At 71.5% G+C, this 15,677-nt stretch carries 14 protein-coding genes; 9 read left to right on the top strand and 5 right to left on the bottom strand.

From position 1 onward, the window contains the following. Window positions 1-142: 142 nt before the first annotated feature. From D7Y21_RS34310 to D7Y21_RS34300, 3 genes are all read left to right on the top strand, one after another. Window positions 143-946, top strand: coding sequence for a prolipoprotein diacylglyceryl transferase (locus tag D7Y21_RS34310; protein WP_199724540.1), 804 nt, complete (start codon window positions 143-145; stop codon window positions 944-946). A gap of 55 nt (window positions 947-1,001) precedes the next feature. Beyond that, entirely contained in the window at window positions 1,002-1,574 is a 573-nt protein-coding gene (locus D7Y21_RS34305; RefSeq protein ID WP_120565420.1) for a class I SAM-dependent methyltransferase, read from the top strand. A gap of 158 nt (window positions 1,575-1,732) precedes the next feature. Beyond that, window positions 1,733-2,665 carry an alpha/beta fold hydrolase gene (locus tag D7Y21_RS34300; RefSeq protein WP_121717922.1) on the top strand — a complete coding sequence of 311 codons (933 nt, stop codon included), beginning with the start codon at window positions 1,733-1,735 and terminating at the stop codon, window positions 2,663-2,665. 13 nt (window positions 2,666-2,678) lie between these two features. Here the strand turns inward: D7Y21_RS34300 and D7Y21_RS34295 are convergent, their stop codons facing one another. Together D7Y21_RS34295 and D7Y21_RS34290 are read right to left on the bottom strand one after the other, a co-directional pair. Next, on the bottom strand, window positions 2,679-3,572 hold the full coding sequence (locus D7Y21_RS34295; RefSeq protein ID WP_120565422.1) for a DMT family transporter: 894 nt from the start codon (window positions 3,570-3,572) through the stop codon (window positions 2,679-2,681). Window positions 3,573-3,587: 15 nt separating this feature from the next. Further along, complete coding sequence (locus D7Y21_RS34290; protein ID WP_014400616.1) at window positions 3,588-3,869, bottom strand: rhodanese-like domain-containing protein; 282 nt, start codon at window positions 3,867-3,869, stop codon at window positions 3,588-3,590. Between the two features lie 87 nt (window positions 3,870-3,956). Between D7Y21_RS34290 and D7Y21_RS34285 the strand changes: the two genes are divergently transcribed. Beyond that, window positions 3,957-4,472: a GreA/GreB family elongation factor gene (locus D7Y21_RS34285; RefSeq protein WP_120526938.1), complete on the top strand. Its 516-nt coding sequence runs from the start codon at window positions 3,957-3,959 to the stop codon at window positions 4,470-4,472. Between the two features lie 30 nt (window positions 4,473-4,502). Here the strand turns inward: D7Y21_RS34285 and D7Y21_RS43140 are convergent, their stop codons facing one another. Then, window positions 4,503-6,236 carry a HAMP domain-containing sensor histidine kinase gene (locus D7Y21_RS43140; RefSeq protein WP_304984715.1) on the bottom strand — a complete coding sequence of 578 codons (1,734 nt, stop codon included), beginning with the start codon at window positions 6,234-6,236 and terminating at the stop codon, window positions 4,503-4,505. A 231-nt stretch (window positions 6,237-6,467) separates the two neighbouring features. Between D7Y21_RS43140 and D7Y21_RS34275 the strand changes: the two genes are divergently transcribed. The 3 genes from D7Y21_RS34275 to D7Y21_RS34265 all read left to right on the top strand — a co-directional run bounded on the left by D7Y21_RS34275 (window position 6,468) and on the right by D7Y21_RS34265 (window position 12,088). Further along, on the top strand, window positions 6,468-9,308 hold the full coding sequence (locus tag D7Y21_RS34275; protein ID WP_121717921.1) for a PAS domain S-box protein: 2,841 nt from the start codon (window positions 6,468-6,470) through the stop codon (window positions 9,306-9,308). Between the two features lie 135 nt (window positions 9,309-9,443). Continuing rightward, on the top strand, window positions 9,444-10,949 hold the full coding sequence (locus D7Y21_RS34270) for a VWA domain-containing protein (protein ID WP_121717920.1): 1,506 nt from the start codon (window positions 9,444-9,446) through the stop codon (window positions 10,947-10,949). A 29-nt stretch (window positions 10,950-10,978) separates the two neighbouring features. Further along, window positions 10,979-12,088: a hypothetical protein gene (locus D7Y21_RS34265; RefSeq protein WP_121717919.1), complete on the top strand. Its 1,110-nt coding sequence runs from the start codon at window positions 10,979-10,981 to the stop codon at window positions 12,086-12,088. A gap of 39 nt (window positions 12,089-12,127) precedes the next feature. On the opposite strand, the gene D7Y21_RS34260 is transcribed toward D7Y21_RS34265, so the two are convergent. Then, on the bottom strand, window positions 12,128-12,466 hold the full coding sequence (locus tag D7Y21_RS34260) for a hypothetical protein (RefSeq protein WP_233591758.1): 339 nt from the start codon (window positions 12,464-12,466) through the stop codon (window positions 12,128-12,130). A gap of 358 nt (window positions 12,467-12,824) precedes the next feature. On the opposite strand from D7Y21_RS34260, the gene D7Y21_RS34255 reads away from it, so the two are divergent. After that, window positions 12,825-13,574 carry a sterol desaturase family protein gene (locus D7Y21_RS34255; protein ID WP_120565512.1) on the top strand — a complete coding sequence of 250 codons (750 nt, stop codon included), beginning with the start codon at window positions 12,825-12,827 and terminating at the stop codon, window positions 13,572-13,574. A gap of 75 nt (window positions 13,575-13,649) precedes the next feature. Here D7Y21_RS34255 and D7Y21_RS34250 read toward each other — a convergent pair whose 3' ends face one another. Next, window positions 13,650-14,588 carry a dimethylarginine dimethylaminohydrolase family protein gene (locus tag D7Y21_RS34250; RefSeq protein WP_120565427.1) on the bottom strand — a complete coding sequence of 313 codons (939 nt, stop codon included), beginning with the start codon at window positions 14,586-14,588 and terminating at the stop codon, window positions 13,650-13,652. A gap of 61 nt (window positions 14,589-14,649) precedes the next feature. Between D7Y21_RS34250 and D7Y21_RS34245 the strand changes: the two genes are divergently transcribed. Then, window positions 14,650-15,567, top strand: a complete 918-nt coding sequence (locus D7Y21_RS34245) for an iron-containing redox enzyme family protein (protein ID WP_121717923.1) — start codon at window positions 14,650-14,652, stop codon at window positions 15,565-15,567. Window positions 15,568-15,677: the final 110 nt, after the last annotated feature.

Below are 15,677 nucleotides of genomic sequence, written 5' to 3'. Positions count from 1 at the left end.
AGAGGGCGTCCGGGTGGGGCTTGCGCGCCCGGCGGGCGGGGAGTGGAAAAAGAGGTGGAGGGAAGCCCGGGATGCGCCGATTGTTCGGCTTCCATCCGCCCGGAGTATGTCCGCGCGGATCCCTGGCCTTTCTGGAGCCCCCTTGATTCCCTATTGGCACGCCCCTTCGTTCAAGCTGGGGCCCCTGGAACTGAACCCCTTCAACGTCTTCGTGGCGGCGGGCATCCTCCTGGCCGCCCGGCTGCTGACGAAGCAGGCGGAGCGCGAGGGCCTGGACCCGAACCCGCTGGCGGACTTCGCGATGTGGGGGGTGGCGGCCGGCATGCTCTTCGGCCACTGGGTGCACCTGTTCTTCTACCACCCGGAGGAGATGTCCAAGAGCCCGTTCCAGATCCTCCGGTTCTGGGATGGCCTGTCGTCCTTCGGCGGCCTGTTGGGCGGCATCCTGGCGGCGGTGGTGTTCTTCCGGGTGAAGAAGCTGCGCTTCAACGACTACGCGGACAGCTTCGCGCTGGGCGTGGCGCCGGGCTGGGCGGTGGCGCGGCTGGGGTGCTTCGCGGTGCACGACCACCCGGGCAAGCTGACGGACTTCTTCCTGGCGGTGCAGTTCCCCAATGGCAACCGGCACGACCTGGGCTTCTACGACGCCATCGTGCTCTTCGCGATCACGGGCCTGCTGTACGCGCTGCGGGACATGCCGAAGATGAAGGGGCGGCTCTTGCCGCTGCTGGCGCTGCTGTACGCGGCGTCCCGCTTCAGCCTGGACTTCCTGCGGGCCACGGACCTGTCGTACGTGGACGCGCGCTACTTCGGCCTGACGCCGGCGCAGTACGGCAGCCTGCTGCTGGTGGCGTACGGACTGTGGGGCCTGCTGCGCAAGCAGGCGCCGAGCGCGTCCTCGCAGAAGCCGTCCTCGCCGCAGGGCCGGGTGGAGACAGCGCGGTAGCGCGCGTCCACGTTTCGCGTCGTTTCGCGTCGTTTCGCTTCAGGGGGGGTACCGCGTGAAGGCACTGGCGTACGACGCGTTGATGGCGCCGCTGGGCTGGGTGGGGCTGAACGCCGCCCGGCGGCAGCTGGTGGCCGGGCTGTCCGGCAAGGTGCTGGAGGTGGGCGCGGGCACGGGTCTGGCGCTGCCGGGCTACCCGGACACGGTGACGTCGGTGACCGCGGTGGACGTGGACCTGGGAGCGCTGGTGCGCGCACGGGCGCGGCGCAGCGGCGTGGCGCTGCTCCAGGCGGACGCGCAGTCGCTGCCGTTCACGGACGGCTCGTTCGACGCGGTGGTGTCCAGCCTGGTGTTCTGCTGCGTGGACGCGCCGGCCACGGCGCTCTCGGAGGTGATGCGGGTGCTCAAGCCGGGCGGCGAGCTGCGCCTGCTGGAGCACGTGCGGGCCCCGAACCCGGCCGTGGCCACCGCGCAGGACCTGCTGACGCCCGCGTGGCGCAAGCTGACCGGCGGCTGCCGCCTCAACCGCGACACCTTCCGACTGGTGGAGACCGCGGGCTTCCGCATCCTCAAGCGCGAGCAGCGCCTGGGCGGCGTGGGCGAGCTCATCTTCGCGCGGCGGCCCTGAGCCTCCCTTCAGGAGGGGGCTCGCAAGACCCGCCCTGGCAGGTCACTCCCGACCTGGCAGGATAGATTTGCACAAGGGATGTCAGAGGTCACTTTAGGATGGCGTGCATCCTCGCGGCGGACCTACCCGCCGCGTCCCATCCCGTGAGGCCCTGACGCATGTTGCGCGCCCTTCGCCCCCTCCTCGCAGTGTTGCTGTTCGCCGGCTGTGGACCCGACGTCGCGTCGGATGCCGCACCCGACCTCGTGAGTGCTCCGGCTTCGCTGGAGGCCTCCGACCGCGGAGGTGGTGCGAACCCGCGGGAGGGCTCCGTGCGGCTGTCCACCGGGGTCACGCTCCGCTACGTCGAGCAGGGCCGCCAGGACGGGCCCGTCGTCGTCCTGCTGCACGGCTATACGGACTCGCACCACACCTGGGACCTGGACCTTCAGCGCTTCTCGCGCGACTTCCACATCTACGCGCTGGACCAGCGCGGACATGGGGATTCGTCCCGCCCGGCGTGTTGCTACACGCAGCAGGCGTTCGCGAAGGACGTGGTGGCGTTCCTCGACGCGAAGCGCGTGTCGCGCGCCGTGCTGGTGGGCCACTCCATGGGCAGCTTCATCGCGCAGCAGGTGGCGCTGGACTTCCCCAACCGCGTGAAGGGGCTGGTGCTCGTGGGCTCCGCGCCCACCGTGGCCGGCAATGAAGTAGCCCTGGGTCTCAAGGAGGTCGTCGACACGCTGACCGACCCCGTGGATCCCGCCTTCATCCACGAGTTCCAGGCCAGCACCTTCCATGCGCCCGTGCCGGAGTCCTATCTGAACACGCTCGTCTCGGAGAGCTCCAAGCTGCCCGCGCGCGTGTGGCAGGACGCGCTGGACGGGCTCATCGCGGAGGACCACTCCTCGCGCCTGGGCCGCATCCGCGTGCCCACGCTGATCATCGGCGGGGACCATGACGGCTTCTTCTCCGTGGACGAGCAGCGCGCCCTGGCCCGCGCCATCCGCGGCTCCAAGTACCTGCTCTACCCGGAGACCGGCCACGCGCCGCACGCCGAGCGCCCCCAGCGCTTCGTGAACGACGTGCACCATTTCCTCGAGCGCCTGTAGCCGCTCGCGCGCTTCAGGCTCCGGCCGCCCCGGGTTCCGCCGGGCGCCGGCCGGGGTCGCCTCGGGCCAGCACCACCACCGCCACCAGGATGAGCAGGCCGCCCAGCCCCTGCCGCAAGGACAGGCGCTCGCCCAGGAAGATGGCGCCCAGCACCACCGCCATCACCGGCTCCAGCGTGGACAAGAGCGACGTGTTCACCGGGCCAATGCGCTTGAGGCCCGCGAAGAACGTGAGCATGGCCACCACCGTGGACAGCAGCGTCAGCCCAGCCACCGCGGCCCAGCCTCCCGGCGTCTGGGGGAAGGACGGGCCCTTCACCAGCATCAGCGTCCCGAAGGCGAGCCCCGCGGACAGCGGGACGACGGTGCTCGCCGCGAGCGGCCCCGCCGGCCCCACCACTCGCGCGCTGGACAGGACGTAGAGCGCGTAGATGACCGCCGACAGCACGCCCAGGCCAATGCCCAGCGGCTTCGCGTCCGGGCCGGGATCCACCGTGAGCGCCGTGCCACACAGGGCCAGCCCCACCGCCAGCCAGCGGGAGCGGCTCAGGTGCTCGCGTCCCAGGGCCACCTGGATGAGGGCCACCAGCGCGGGGAAGAGGTAGAGCAGCAACGCCACCAGCCCGGCGGACGCGTGCTGGAGCGCGATGAAGTAGGCGCTGCCTTCCGTGAAGTAGCCCACCGCGCCCAGCAGCACCAGTCCGCCCAGGACGCGGCCCCGGGGCCACCTTCCGCCCTTCGCGACCATCACGCCCGCGAGCACCAGGCCCGCCAGCGTGAAGCGCAGGAAGAGCAGCGTGGGCATGTCCGTGCCCGCCGCGTAGGCCAGGCGCGCGAACAGGCCCAACGCACCAAAGGAGGCGCCGGACAGGGCGACGAGGAGGAAGCCGGCGGTGCGGGTCCGCATGGCGCCCGGGCGCGCCTACCAGTTCTTCACGGAGCCCAGGTCGAACACGTCCGGGAAGCCGCCCTTGCGCAACAGCTCCGCGGCCACCGCGCTGCGGCCTCCCGCCGCGCAGTACACCACCACGGGCGTGCCCACCGGGCCGACCTCGGAGAGGCGCTGGGCCAGCACCTGCACGGGGATGTTGCGGGCGGCGTCCGGGTGTCCCTGCTGGAACTCCTCCGGGGTGCGCACATCCAGCAGCACCGCGCCCTGGGCGACGAGTTCGTGGGCCTTCTGCGAGCGTTCCTGAGGCGTCATGCGCCCCATTCAACCAAAGCCCGGGGCCCCGCCGGGCTGAAAACTGGAGGCCGCCGCACCGGGCGCTACAGTCCTGTAACGATACCCATGCGACTCGACAAGCTCACCCTGCTCCACCAACTGTCCGAGCGGCTCCAGCAGAGCGACCGGCTGGCCCACCGCGCGGAGGCCGATGCCCGCGAGGCCGCCCGCAGCCTCGCCACGGAGTCCGAGAAGAAGGAGGACGGCCGCGCCGCCATCGAGTACGGCAGCCTCGCCACCGGCCAGGCCCAGCGCGCCCGCCGCCTCCAGGAAGAGCTGCAGGCCCTCACCGCCTTCAGCCAGAAGGAGCTGCCCCGCTTCCCGCGTCAGGGCCCCGTGGGCCTGGGCGCCCTGGTGGACTGCAGCACCGAGGACGAGGACGGCTTCGCCGAGCGCACCTTCTTCGTGCTCCCCGCCGGCGCGGGCACCGAGCTCACCGGCCCCGGCGGCGACGGCTTCCTCTCCGTCATCACGCCCAGCTCCCCCGTGGGCCGCGCGCTCCTGGGCAAGAAGGCCGGCGACACCGTGGAGGTGACGCTCGCGGGCGAGGTGCGTGAGTGGACGGTGCTGGAGGTCGCCTGAGCTGAAAGCGACGCGGGCCTGCTTGGGCGCCTACCCGCCTTGGGTGGGCCCCGGCGCCGCGTGCGCGACGAGCCATTCCTCGGGGATGTCGCCCCGGGGCAGCTCCAGGAGGAACGTGGCGCCCTCCCCCGGCGTGCTCACGGCGCGCACCGTGCCTCCGAACGCTTCGACAATCTGACGCGTGATGTAGAGCCCCAGGCCCAGGCCGCCGTAGTGCCGGTCGCTCACCGCGCGCTCGAAGCGCTCGAAGATGCGCGCCAGGTCGTCCGGCGCGATGCCGATGCCGTGGTCCTTCACGGTGAGCCGCGCCAGCGAGCCTTGCGCCTCCACGCTCACGATGACGGGGCGGCCCGCGCCGTACTTGAGCGCGTTGGACACCAGGTTCGTCACCACCTGCTCCAGCCGCAGCCGGTCCCACCGGCCCACCACCGGCACCGGCGCCTCCAGGCCCAGCTCCGTGCCGGCCTGCGCCGCCGCGGCGGAGAAGCGGTAGAGGATTTCGGCGGCCACGCTCGCCAGGTCCAGCTCCTCCAGCTCCAGCCGCAGCCGGCCCGCGGTGATGCGCGACACGTCCAGCAGGTTGTCCACCAGGCCCGACAGCCGGCGCACCTGGCGCTGCACCACGTCCAGCGCGTCCGCGACGCGGTCGGTGGGCACGTCCTTGCCCTCGCGCGCCAGCACCACCACCTGCTTCTGCAAGAGCTGCACCTTGAGGCTCAGCGGCGTGAGCGGCGTCTTCAGCTCGTGGCTCGCGATGCCCAGGAACTCGTCGCGCTGGCGCACCGCTTCGCGCGCCTCGCGGTACAGCCGCGCGTTCTCCAGGTAGAGCGCGGTGCGGTGGGCCAGCTCCGTGAGGAAGTGCTCCTCCTCCGCGCCAAAGGACCGCAGCACGTTGGAGCGCAGCACCAACAGCGCGCCCAGCACGTTGCCGCGCGCGCCCAGCGGCACGCTCAGGCAGCCGTGCGGCCCCACCTCGCGCAAGAGCCGCGCGTGCTCCGCGTCCCGCGCGATGGCCACCACGTGCTCCTCGGACAGGATGGGCAGCCGCCCCACCGCCCCGGACGCGAACACCTGGGGCAGCCCGCCCGGAACGGAGGGGCCCGGCGGATAGCGCGTGAGCAGGTCGCGCAGGAGCGCGTGCCTTCCCGCGTCCGCGTGCAGGGACGCCGCCACGCGCAGGACTTCATCACCCACGGCGCCCGTCGTCCGGAGGATGAGCAGGGCCCCCTCCCCCAGCGCGGGCACCAGCAGCTTGAGCAGCGGCTCCAGCTGCGCCTCCGCGTCCACCGACGTGCCCAGCAGCGCCCCGGCCTCCGCCAGCAGACGCGACGCATCCAGCACGGACGCGGGCACCGCCGCCTCCACGGCATGCGTGCGTAGGAGCGCCGCGGCCACCGGCCCATCCCCAGCCCGCACCGGCACCGCGGTGCAGCGCAGCACGGCGCGTGTCCCATCCGGACGGAGCACGCGCCACAGGGACGCGTCCACCGGCTCGCCCGCCAGCGCTCGCGCCAGCGGCGAGTCCCGCGGCGGCAGCGGTGTGCCGTCGTCCCGCACCCATTCACACCCAGGCAGGCGAGCGTGCTCGATGTGAAGAGGGACCGGGATGCCGAAGTGCGCCGCGGCTTGTGAGTTGAAAACAGTCACACGGCCCGTGGACTCAACGAGCACAACGCCTTCCGCGTCCATGACGCGCGTTGACAGGGACAGGCCATCCCCATCCGTCACGCGGGCCTCCGAGGCTGAAGAGGTGATGCCGGACATGCCAAGGCTTTCCGCATGCATCATGGTGTCATCTCCGCCTCCCGGGAAGAAAGGAAGACAGGACCCGCAGCCCACTCCATCCTCAAGGACAGGGAATGCTTCCCACCCTCACGCTCTTCCCGCGGGCCCCCTTGCCTGCATGCCGGCGATCCTCAATCGTTCGACTGTCCACGTCCGTGATCCGGGATGTTCCGCCCGCACGGCCAAGTTCTTTCACCGCGAGTCCCCTGCATGCAGATGCCGTTCACCCGGCCTGACGGCACCACCCCCACCGAGCGCCGCTTCCGTCAGGTCATCGACACGCTTCAGGAGGTCGTGTTCCAGACGGACACCGCGCGCACGTGGGTCTTCCTCAATCCCGCGTGGACCGAGGTGACAGGCTTTCCCGTGGAGGAGAGCCTGGGCCGCTCCGCGCTGGACTTCGTGCACCCGGACGACCGGGCGCGAGTCCTGGACGTGTGCCAGACGCTGCTCACGCGCGAGCGCGACTACGTGCAGCACGAGGTGCGCTACCTCACGCGCGACGGCGGCTTCCGCTGGGTGGACGTCTTCGCGCGGGTGACGCTCGACGAGGACGGTGCGCTGGTGGGCATGGCCGGCACGCTCAACGACATCACGGAGCGCAAGCGCACGAGCGACGCGCTCGCCCGGCGCGAGCGCTACCTCACCGCCCTGGTGGACATGCAGCAGCGCCTGCTGTCGGTGCCGGAAGGGGGCGACTTGTATAGCCCCGCGCTCGCTCCATTGGGGCAGGCCTCCGGCGCCAGCCGCGTCTACGTCTTCGAGACGTATACCGACGCGAAGGGGGCGCTCCTGTGCACCCAGCGCGCCGAGTGGTGCGCGCCCGGCGTGACGCCGGAGCTCGACAACCCGATGCTCCAGGACCTTCCAATGCGGCCCATCCTGGGGCGCTGGGCGAACCTGCTGGAGCGCGGCGAGGTCGTCACCGGACGCGTGGCCACCTTCCCCACCATCGAGCGGGAGCTCCTGGAGCCGCAGGGCATCCTCACGCTGCTGGTGCTGCCCTTGCGCGTGCAGGGGCGGCTGGTGGGGTTCGTGGGCTTCGACAACTGCTACGAGGCGCGCGAGTGGGACCGGCTGGAGGTGGACCTGTTGTCCGCGGCCAGCGGCGCCATCTCCGTGTCGCTGGAGCGGCGCGCGTCCGAACGGGCGCTGCGCGAGCACGAGCACCGCTTCCGTCAGCTCGCGGAGAACGCGTCGGACGTGCTGTACCTCTACCGGCGGGAAGCACCGCGCGGCTTCGCGTACGTCAGCCGCGTGGCGCACGCGAAGCTGGGCCTGGGGCCGGAGGCGCACTACGCGGATCCAGAGCTGTGGTACCGGCAGGTGCACCCGGATGACCGGGCCGTGCTGGAGCGGCTGTTGGAGTCACCCCAGTCCGTGGATGGCTCCACGGTGGAGCTGCGCTTCCTGCGCCCCGACGGCAGCCTGCTGTGGCTGGAGCACGTGGTGGCGCCGGTGACGGACCCCGCGGGCAACGTGGTGGCGGTGGAGGGCCTGGCGCGCGACATCACGGAGCGGCGGCAGGTGGAGGAGGCGCTGAAGCGCTCCGAGGCCAGCCTGCGCGCACTGATGGAGGGCTTCCCCGACCCCGCGGCCATCGAGCGCGACGGCCACATCGTCTACGCCAACGCGGTGCTCGTCACCACGCTGGGCTTCGCGCGCGCGGAGGAGCTGGTGGGCCGCCGGCTGTCGGAGTTCCTGGCGGACGTGCCGGGCACGGGCGTGACCTCCGGAGACAGCACGCCGCTCACCAGCGAGCGGCGCCTGGTGCTGCGCGATGGGCGCACGCGCGTGGTGGAGCTGGCGTCACTGCCCCTGCGCTTCGACGGACAGCCCGCGGTCGTATCCATCGCGCGAGACGTGACGGAGCAGCGCCAGTTGCAGGCGCGGCTGACGCTGGCGGACCGGCTGGCGTCGGTGGGCACGCTCGCGGCGGGCATCGCGCACGAAATCAACAACCCGCTGGCCTTCGTGGTCTCCAACCTGGGCTTCCTGTCGGACGAGTTCCGCCACCACCTGTCCCCCGGCCCCCGCGGCGTGCGCCCGCCGGACGTGGCGGAGTGGCAGGAGGTGCTGGGCGAGGCGTGCGAGGGCGCCGAGCGCGTGCGCCAGATTGTCCGCCAGCTGAAGACGTTCTCGCGGCCGGATGAAGAGCGCATGACGCCGGTGGACGTGCACGCGGTGCTGGACTCGGTGGTGATGATGGCCGCCAATGAAATCCGGCACCGCGCGCGGCTGCGCCGGGACTACGGCACCGTGCCGCAGGTGATGGGCAACGAGGGCCGCCTCTGCCAGGTGTTCCTCAACCTGGTGGTGAACGCGGCGCAGGCGATTCCGGAGGGCTCCGCGCACGACCACGAGGTGCTGCTCGTCACGCGTGTGTCCGGCGGGCAGGTGGTGGTGGAGGTGCGCGACACGGGCAGCGGCATCGCGCCGGAGGTGATGGGGCGCATCTTCGATCCGTTCTTCACCACCAAGCCCGTGGGCGTGGGCACCGGCCTGGGGCTGTCCATCTGCCACGGCATCATCACGGGGCTGGGCGGCGACATCCAGGTGGACAGCACCGTGGGCAAGGGCAGCACGTTCCGCGTGGTGCTGCCCTCGCCCCAGCCCGACCCGGTCGTCCGTCCGCCGGAGGCCCCGCTGCCCGCCGCGCCCGTGGTGCCTCGGGGCCGCGTGCTGGTGGTGGACGACGAGCCCGCGGTGGGCCGCGTGCTGCAGCGGCTGTTGCGCGGCCATGACGTGGAGGTGGCCACGAGTGGCCGCCAGGCGCTGGAGCGCATGTCGCAGGCGCCGGGCTTCGACGCGGTGCTGTGCGACGTGATGATGCCGGACCTGGCCGGCCGCGACGTGTACGAGGCCGTGCGGCGCGCACACCCGGGCCTGGAGCGCCGCTTCATCTTCGTGTCCGGCGGCGCTTTCACCGCGGGCGCGCGCGACTTCCTGGAGCACATCCCCAACCCGCTCCTGGAGAAGCCCTTCGACGAGGCGCGCGTGCGCGGCGCCGTGGAGGAGCTGGTGCGGCACGGTCCGCCGGACGCCGCCTGACACCGGGGGCCGCGGGTCCAGGTCCCCCCATCGGTCATCGGGAGGAGGGTCCTCCCGCTGACCGATGCGCCCGCGTGACGGGCCTGCGAGCGTGTGCTCGTCCGCTCGCACCCCTTGGGGGAAGGTCCGCCGCGCATGAACCGCACCAAACTGTTGCTGACTCTCGCTGGCCTGCTGTTCGTGGGCGCGCTGGCGCTCGACGCGCGCTCGTTCTTCGCGAAGACCTCGTCGCACCCGCCGGTCGTCGAACAGCGGCTCCCCAACGGACACCTGCACCGGGTCGCGACGGCCCCCGTGGCCACGAGCACCGTGGACCAGACCCACACCGTGGCCCAGCCGGGTGAGGCGCCCATCAACGGGGTGCTGCCCGTCATCCTGGGCCAGCCGGCGTCCGGCCCGGTGGAGCTCACCGGCAAGCTGTCCGGCGCGTACGTGAAGACGGGCCCGGGCGAGGCCTTCGCCGTGTTCGAGCTGAAGGCGCGCGCGCCGCAGAAGCATGAGCGCGTGCCGGTGAACCTGGCGCTGGTGGTGGACCGCTCCGGCTCCATGGATGGAGCCAAGCTGGCGGACGCGAAGCGCGCAGCCCAGGAGCTGGTGCGGCAGCTCAAGACGGGGGACCGGCTGGCGCTGGCGCACTACGGCTCCGACGTGACCGTGGAGCCCAGCGTGCTGATCAACGACCAGACGCGCCGCGAGCTGCTGGCCACCATTGAAGCCATCCGGGTGAACGGCGGCACGAACATGAGCGGCGGGCTGGTGGCGGGCGGAAACGCGGTGCACCCGTTTTCCAGCGACTTCCGGGTGACGCGCGCCATCCTGCTGAGCGACGGCGAGCCCACCGAGGGCGTGACGTCCAACCAAGGCCTCTTCTCCGAGGTGGGCAAGCTGCGCGAGATGGGCATCACCGTGAGCGCGCTGGGCGTGGGCCAGGGCTTCAACGACACGCTGATGCGCGGCATGGCCGAGCGCGGCGGCGGCTTCTCCGGCTTCATCAGCGACTCCTCGCAACTGGCCAGCATCTTCACCCGCGAACTGGAGCAGGCCGCCGGCACCGTCGCTCGCGCCGTGACCCTGAACCTGACCCTGCCGCCCGGCGTGAGCGGCGTGGAGGTGATGGGCCTGCCGTCCACGCGCGACGGCGACACCGTGCGCATCCCCCTCTACGACATGACGAGCAGCCAGTCCGCGCGCGTGGTGGTGAAGCTGACGCTGGACGCGCCCGCGAACGAGATCAACATGAAGGTGCTGGATGCCTCGTTGTCGTACGTGGACGTGGCGGCGGGCCAGCCGTCGTGGGTGACGCTGGCGCTGGCCGCGAAGGTGACGAACGACGCCCAGGTGGTGCACGCGAACCTGGACCGCGAAGTGCGCGTCCATGCCATCCGCGCGTTGGGCACCCAGCAGCTCCAGGCGGCCGCGGAGCAGATGCAGAGCGGCAACCGCGAGAGCGCGCTCAGCTTCCTGACCAACGCGCGTAAACTGTTCGGCGCTTCGTCGTCCGCGCTCGCGGGGGAGCTTGCGGACCTGGACAAGACCCAGGCAGCCTATGGCAGTGCCCAGAGTGATTCCGAGGTCCGGCAGGAGGCCCTCAACCTCAAGAAGAAGACGATGAAGAACTTCGGGCAGAACAACAGCTACTAGTCCCCCCGCGGTCCGGAGCACGGTGCGCCATGTCGCTCTCCATCCAACTCATCCGGCGAGAGGACTTCGAGTCGCGCTGCCTGTACGCGCTCGTGGGCGCCGGGGCCATGGCGCTGGTGGCCGGCGTGGCGCGGCAGGTGCTGCGCGTGCCGGTGGAGCCGGGCTACTTCGCGCTGATGGCGGCGGCCATCACCGCGGTGAAGCCGAAGGCGGCGGAGAACCTCCTGGTGCGCGCGGGGATGGTGCTGCTGCCCGCCCTGCCCTATGTGCTGGGGCTCGGGTCGCCCTGGACACACGCGGTGGCGGGCGCCATCGCCGCGGGGCTGCTGGCGTGGCGGGGCAACGGGCGCGACAGCGTGGGCACGCCGCTCCAGGTCGCGCTGTGCGCCGGGGCCGCGGCCGTCACCACCGCGCTGGGGCTGTACGTGCACCAGGTGCTCGACGCGCGCTTCCTCCCGGCGTGGGGCTACTTCCCGCTGATGGTGGACTACGCCGTGGTGGCGCTGTTCTGGAGCATCGGCACGCTGCCGGCGAACCTGGCCATGGACCTGGACGCGGTGGCCACCCGGGGCATGCGCCTGGAGGCCACGCTCTCCGGCGAGGTGCGCGGCCTGGTGGCCCGGGCGCTCACGCTCTACCGCCAGTGCCAGGACGAGGCGCAAAAGCTGGCCCGGGGCCCGGGGCTGGAGAAGCTCCAGGCCGTGCTCGGAAAGCTGGCCCGGGACGCCTTCACCCTGGCCGAGTCCCACACGGAGCTGGAGGCGCAGCTGACCTCCGCGTCCCAGGGGAGCGTGGACTCGCAGGTGCAGGAGTTGAAGAAGCGCGCCCAGGACGCGCAGGACGGCGTGGCCCGCCGCCAGTTGGAGCGCGCCGCCGCGTCGCTGGGTGAGGAGCTCAACCACCTGGATGCGCTGTCGCGCCGGCAGGAGCGCCTCTTCGCGCAGCTGCACGCACAGGTGGCCCTGCTGGAGCGGGCCCGCGTGTGCTTCATCGGCGCCCGCGCCGCGTCCCCCCTGGATGGCGGCGGCAGCGGCGACCGCGTCCAGGCGCTGGCGGACAAGCTCTCCGCCCTGGACCTGGAGTCCTCCGGCCCGGAGGGAGCGGCGCAGGCCGCGCGGGCTCCCGCGGTCCGCTCCTGAAGACCGGCCCCGGGACCTGGGGGCCTGTGGGGCCGCGCCCTACTTCGCCGACGCGCGCGTGGAGGCGCGGGTGCGCTTGCGCGCCGGAGCCGCGGCCTTCTTCGCGGTGACGCGGGGCGTGTGCAGCTCGCTGGCGATGCGCTGTTCAATCTCCTCGCGCGTGCGGCGGCTGACCTCCAGCGCGGCGTTGATGCGCTCGCGCACGATGTCGGCCTGAGCCTCCGCGGCGGCGCGGTACTCCGCGACGTCCCGGCGCAGCTCCAGTCGGCCCTCGCTGGGGGAAGCGCCCGCCGTCTTCCGGGTGGCCGTCTTCCGCCGCGCGGGGCGTTCCCCCGCCTGGGTCCCACTGCCCTGCTGTCCCTGTGCCTTGCGCGCCATCTGTCTGCCCCCTCGCGCGATCGCTCGCGCCTGTGGGCGGAAAGGTGGGGTGTGGACTTCCCGCACGGAAGTCCGACCCCGGGTCGGATGTGGGGCGGGCAGCCGGACAATGTGTGGGCGCGGCAATAGAGGAGCTTCTCAACGCCTCCAGGAAGGCGCTAAGAGAGCCCACACCGTTCCTGGGCCAAGGGGCCTCTTGACTGATAGCTCAGGAACCACCGCATCACCCTAAGGGCCGGGATGCGAGCAAGCCTTCGAGCCCCGCGCACCCCGGCAGCCCGGGACCCGCGGCGGAGCGGATAGTGAGGGAATCCCCGTGGCGGTCTCTTTCCTGAACCGGAAGCACAACCTGGACCGGATGTCGCTGCGCGACCTGGTCTACTCGTTCTTCACCTACTACGCCGTCGTCGCCTACATCCTCATCGGCATCACCTGCATCGTGCTGTCGGTGAAGTGGTTCGACGCGCCGGTGCGCATGGGCGCGGCGGTGCTGCTGGCCACGGTGGCGTACCCGTTCGGCTGGTACCTCATCCACCGGTACATCCTGCACGGGCGCTTTCTCTACAAGTCCGCGGCGACGGCGGTGACGTGGAAGCGCATCCACTTCGACCACCACCAGGACCCGCACGACCTGCGCGTGCTCTTCGGCGCGCTGCACACCACGCTGCCCACCATCGCGCTGGTGCTCACGCCCATCGGCTACCTCATCGGCGGCCGGTCCGGCGCGGCGGCGGCGCTGGGCTGGGGCATGGTGACCACGTGCTTCTACGAGTTCTGCCACTGCATCCAGCACCTCAACTACGCCCCGCAGCAGAAGTGGCTGAAGGACATCAAGCGGCTGCACATGTCCCACCACTTCCACAATGAGCAGGGCAACTACGGCATCACGAACTACTTCTGGGACCGCGTGTTCGGCACGCTGTACGAGAAGGCCTCCGACAAGCCCAAGAGCGCCACCGTCTTCAACCTGGGCTACACGGCGGAAGAGGCGCAGAAGTACCCCTGGGTGGACAAGCTCTCCGGCGGCACCCGCGGCGACGGCCACCCGCGCCGCTTCCAGCAGGCCGAAGGGCTGAGCGCACCGGAAGTCCCCAGCGAACAGTCCTGAGTCTTCCTCCCCGCTTCACCCCGGACCTCCCCGCGCGCTTCGCCGCCCGGGGAGGTTCTTCGTTTCCACCGCACGTCACGCGGAGAGCGGCTGGGCCACGTCCTGCTCCTGCTCCTCTCGAAAGCGCCGGGCGGACAGGGGCGGCAGGGTGTGCACGCGCGCCACCAGGCACGCCGCGCTGCCACCGGCCAGGTGGAACTGATCCAACCGCACGCTGATGGGCCGGCGCCCCAGGCCGCGCAGCACCGCCTCCACACGAGGCACGCGCGCGCCGACGATGACGGTGTTTCCCACCTCCACCAGATTGAGCCCGAACGCGAGCGCGTCCTCGCGCGCGATGGGAATCACCTGCTGGATGCCCTCCGTGCGCTCCAGCATGCGCAGCGACTCCGGCGTGAAGGCCTCCAGACACACCAGCGCGGTGCCGTCGGACAGGACGGCGAGCGCGGTGTCCAGGTGGTAGAGGTACGGGTCGCACAGCTCCAGCGGCGTGACGGGCGCGGCGAGGAACGCCTCCAGCACGCCCGCGGCGCGCTGCGTGGAGCGCATGCCCCAGCCCAGCAGGGCCCCCCGGCCCGCGGGCAGCATGGCCACGTCGCCGCCTTCGATGTGCACGCGCGGCGGCTCGATGACGTCGAAGCCGCGCGCGGCCAGCCACCGGGCGCGCGCGAGTTGTTCACTGCGGCGCTGGCCATGGCGCATGGTGGCCAGCAGGGCGCGCAGCTCGCCTTCCTGGGAGACGAGCACCGCGTTGTCCTTGGCGAACACGGAGTCGAACGCGCCGTGGACGAAGGGCAGCTCGAAGAAGCCCGCGCCTGCTTCACGCAGGGCACGCAGGAACTCGCGGTGCTGCGTGCACGCACGCCGCCACGCGACAGCCCCGGGCTTCATATGAGGGTTGATGTTCCATGCGACCTGATACGCGCAGTCGCGGGAGCGAACGTGGTCCTTCTCGCAACGCACCTGACTGACGGCGAAGGTGGCGGGAGCGATGTGGCCGGTGTGCAAGGTCATCCCCATACATGTGACCGGAAGGCACTCCCGCCTTCCGGTATGTGTAGAGAGGGTGCGCACCATGAGCGGGCTTGGCGAGGTGGCTGGGGAAGCGGGGACGGAGGACGCACGCCTGTCCGAACGGCTTCACCGGACCCTCTTGCGCTTCAACCACGCACGACTGGCACCGGGGTTTCCCACCGAGGGCTGGCGGGCAGCCGTGCAGGAGGAGACGCAGTTGCGCCTGCTCGAAGGCGAGTACGTGGAGGCGGAGCGACAGCGCGTGGCGGCCTGGGCGGCGGAAGCGCCGGAGGACGCGGACGGATTCATCGCGTGGTTCGAGGATCTGAAGGAGTCTGGTCCCGGACAGCATGATCCGCTGTTCCCATGGCTCGCGACGCAGGCCACGCGTGAGCAGATGGACTGGTTCCTCACGCAGGAGGTCGCGGGCGAGGCGGGCTTCGACGACCTGGTGGCGCTGACGCAGTTGCAGCTGCCCGCGCGGGCGAAGCTGGAGCTGGCGCGCAACTACTGGGACGAGATGGGCCGCGGGCGCGAGGACGCGATGCACGGACCGATGCTCGCGGAGATGGCCCAGAAGCTGGGGTTGAAGCCCACGGACGAGGACACGGTGTGGGAAGCGCACGCGCTGGCGAACCTGCTCTGCGCGTTCGCGTTCAACCGCCGCTACACGTACCACGCGGTGGGCGCGCTGGGCATCGTGGAGGAGACGGCGCCGGGCCGCACCGCGTGCGTCAACGAGGGCCTGAAGCGGCTGGGATTCGACATGCGCGTGCGGCGCTATTACGCATTGCACTCCACGCTGGACGTGAAGCACTCCGAGACCTGGAACAAGGAGGTGCTGCGTCCGCTGGTGGAGGCGAACCCCGCGTGCGCGAGGCCCCTGGCGGAAGGGGCGCTCTTGCGACTGACCGCGGGCGCGCGGTGCTTCGAGCGCTACCGCCACGAGCTGGGCCTGGACCTGAAGTCGCTGAGCTGAAGAGGCGCAGCCTGGCCGTCCTTCCCCTCGGGACCTTGCGCGTGTGCGCTGGGCTCGGGGGTGCGTTTCCCGGAGGACGGTCCACGCGGGGGGTGGGGATGCGCCGGAGC

This window comes from Corallococcus sp. AB045, assembly GCF_003668895.1.
GTDB lineage: Bacteria > Myxococcota > Myxococcia > Myxococcales > Myxococcaceae > Corallococcus > Corallococcus coralloides.
The sequence above is the reverse complement of the archived record's forward strand: the minus strand, read 5'-3'. Positions and strand labels throughout refer to the sequence as shown.

Excerpts from the sequence above, each read along its gene's own strand:
- D7Y21_RS34245 (WP_121717923.1), top strand. The coding sequence starts at position 14,650 with ATGAGCGGGCTTGGCGAGGTGGCTGGGGAAGCGGGGACGGAGGACGCA.
- D7Y21_RS34270 (WP_121717920.1), top strand. The coding sequence starts at position 9,444 with ATGAACCGCACCAAACTGTTGCTGACTCTCGCTGGCCTGCTGTTCGTG.
- D7Y21_RS34290 (WP_014400616.1), bottom strand. The coding sequence starts at position 3,869 with ATGACGCCTCAGGAACGCTCGCAGAAGGCCCACGAACTCGTCGCCCAG.
- D7Y21_RS34285 (WP_120526938.1), top strand. The coding sequence starts at position 3,957 with ATGCGACTCGACAAGCTCACCCTGCTCCACCAACTGTCCGAGCGGCTC.
- D7Y21_RS34260 (WP_233591758.1), bottom strand. The coding sequence starts at position 12,466 with ATGGCGCGCAAGGCACAGGGACAGCAGGGCAGTGGGACCCAGGCGGGG.
- D7Y21_RS43140 (WP_304984715.1), bottom strand. The coding sequence starts at position 6,236 with ATGTCCGGCATCACCTCTTCAGCCTCGGAGGCCCGCGTGACGGATGGG.
- D7Y21_RS34265 (WP_121717919.1), top strand. The coding sequence starts at position 10,979 with ATGTCGCTCTCCATCCAACTCATCCGGCGAGAGGACTTCGAGTCGCGC.
- D7Y21_RS34295 (WP_120565422.1), bottom strand. The coding sequence starts at position 3,572 with ATGCGGACCCGCACCGCCGGCTTCCTCCTCGTCGCCCTGTCCGGCGCC.
- D7Y21_RS34300 (WP_121717922.1), top strand. The coding sequence starts at position 1,733 with ATGTTGCGCGCCCTTCGCCCCCTCCTCGCAGTGTTGCTGTTCGCCGGC.
- D7Y21_RS34275 (WP_121717921.1), top strand. The coding sequence starts at position 6,468 with ATGCAGATGCCGTTCACCCGGCCTGACGGCACCACCCCCACCGAGCGC.
- D7Y21_RS34255 (WP_120565512.1), top strand. The coding sequence starts at position 12,825 with ATGTCGCTGCGCGACCTGGTCTACTCGTTCTTCACCTACTACGCCGTC.
- D7Y21_RS34250 (WP_120565427.1), bottom strand. The coding sequence starts at position 14,588 with ATGACCTTGCACACCGGCCACATCGCTCCCGCCACCTTCGCCGTCAGT.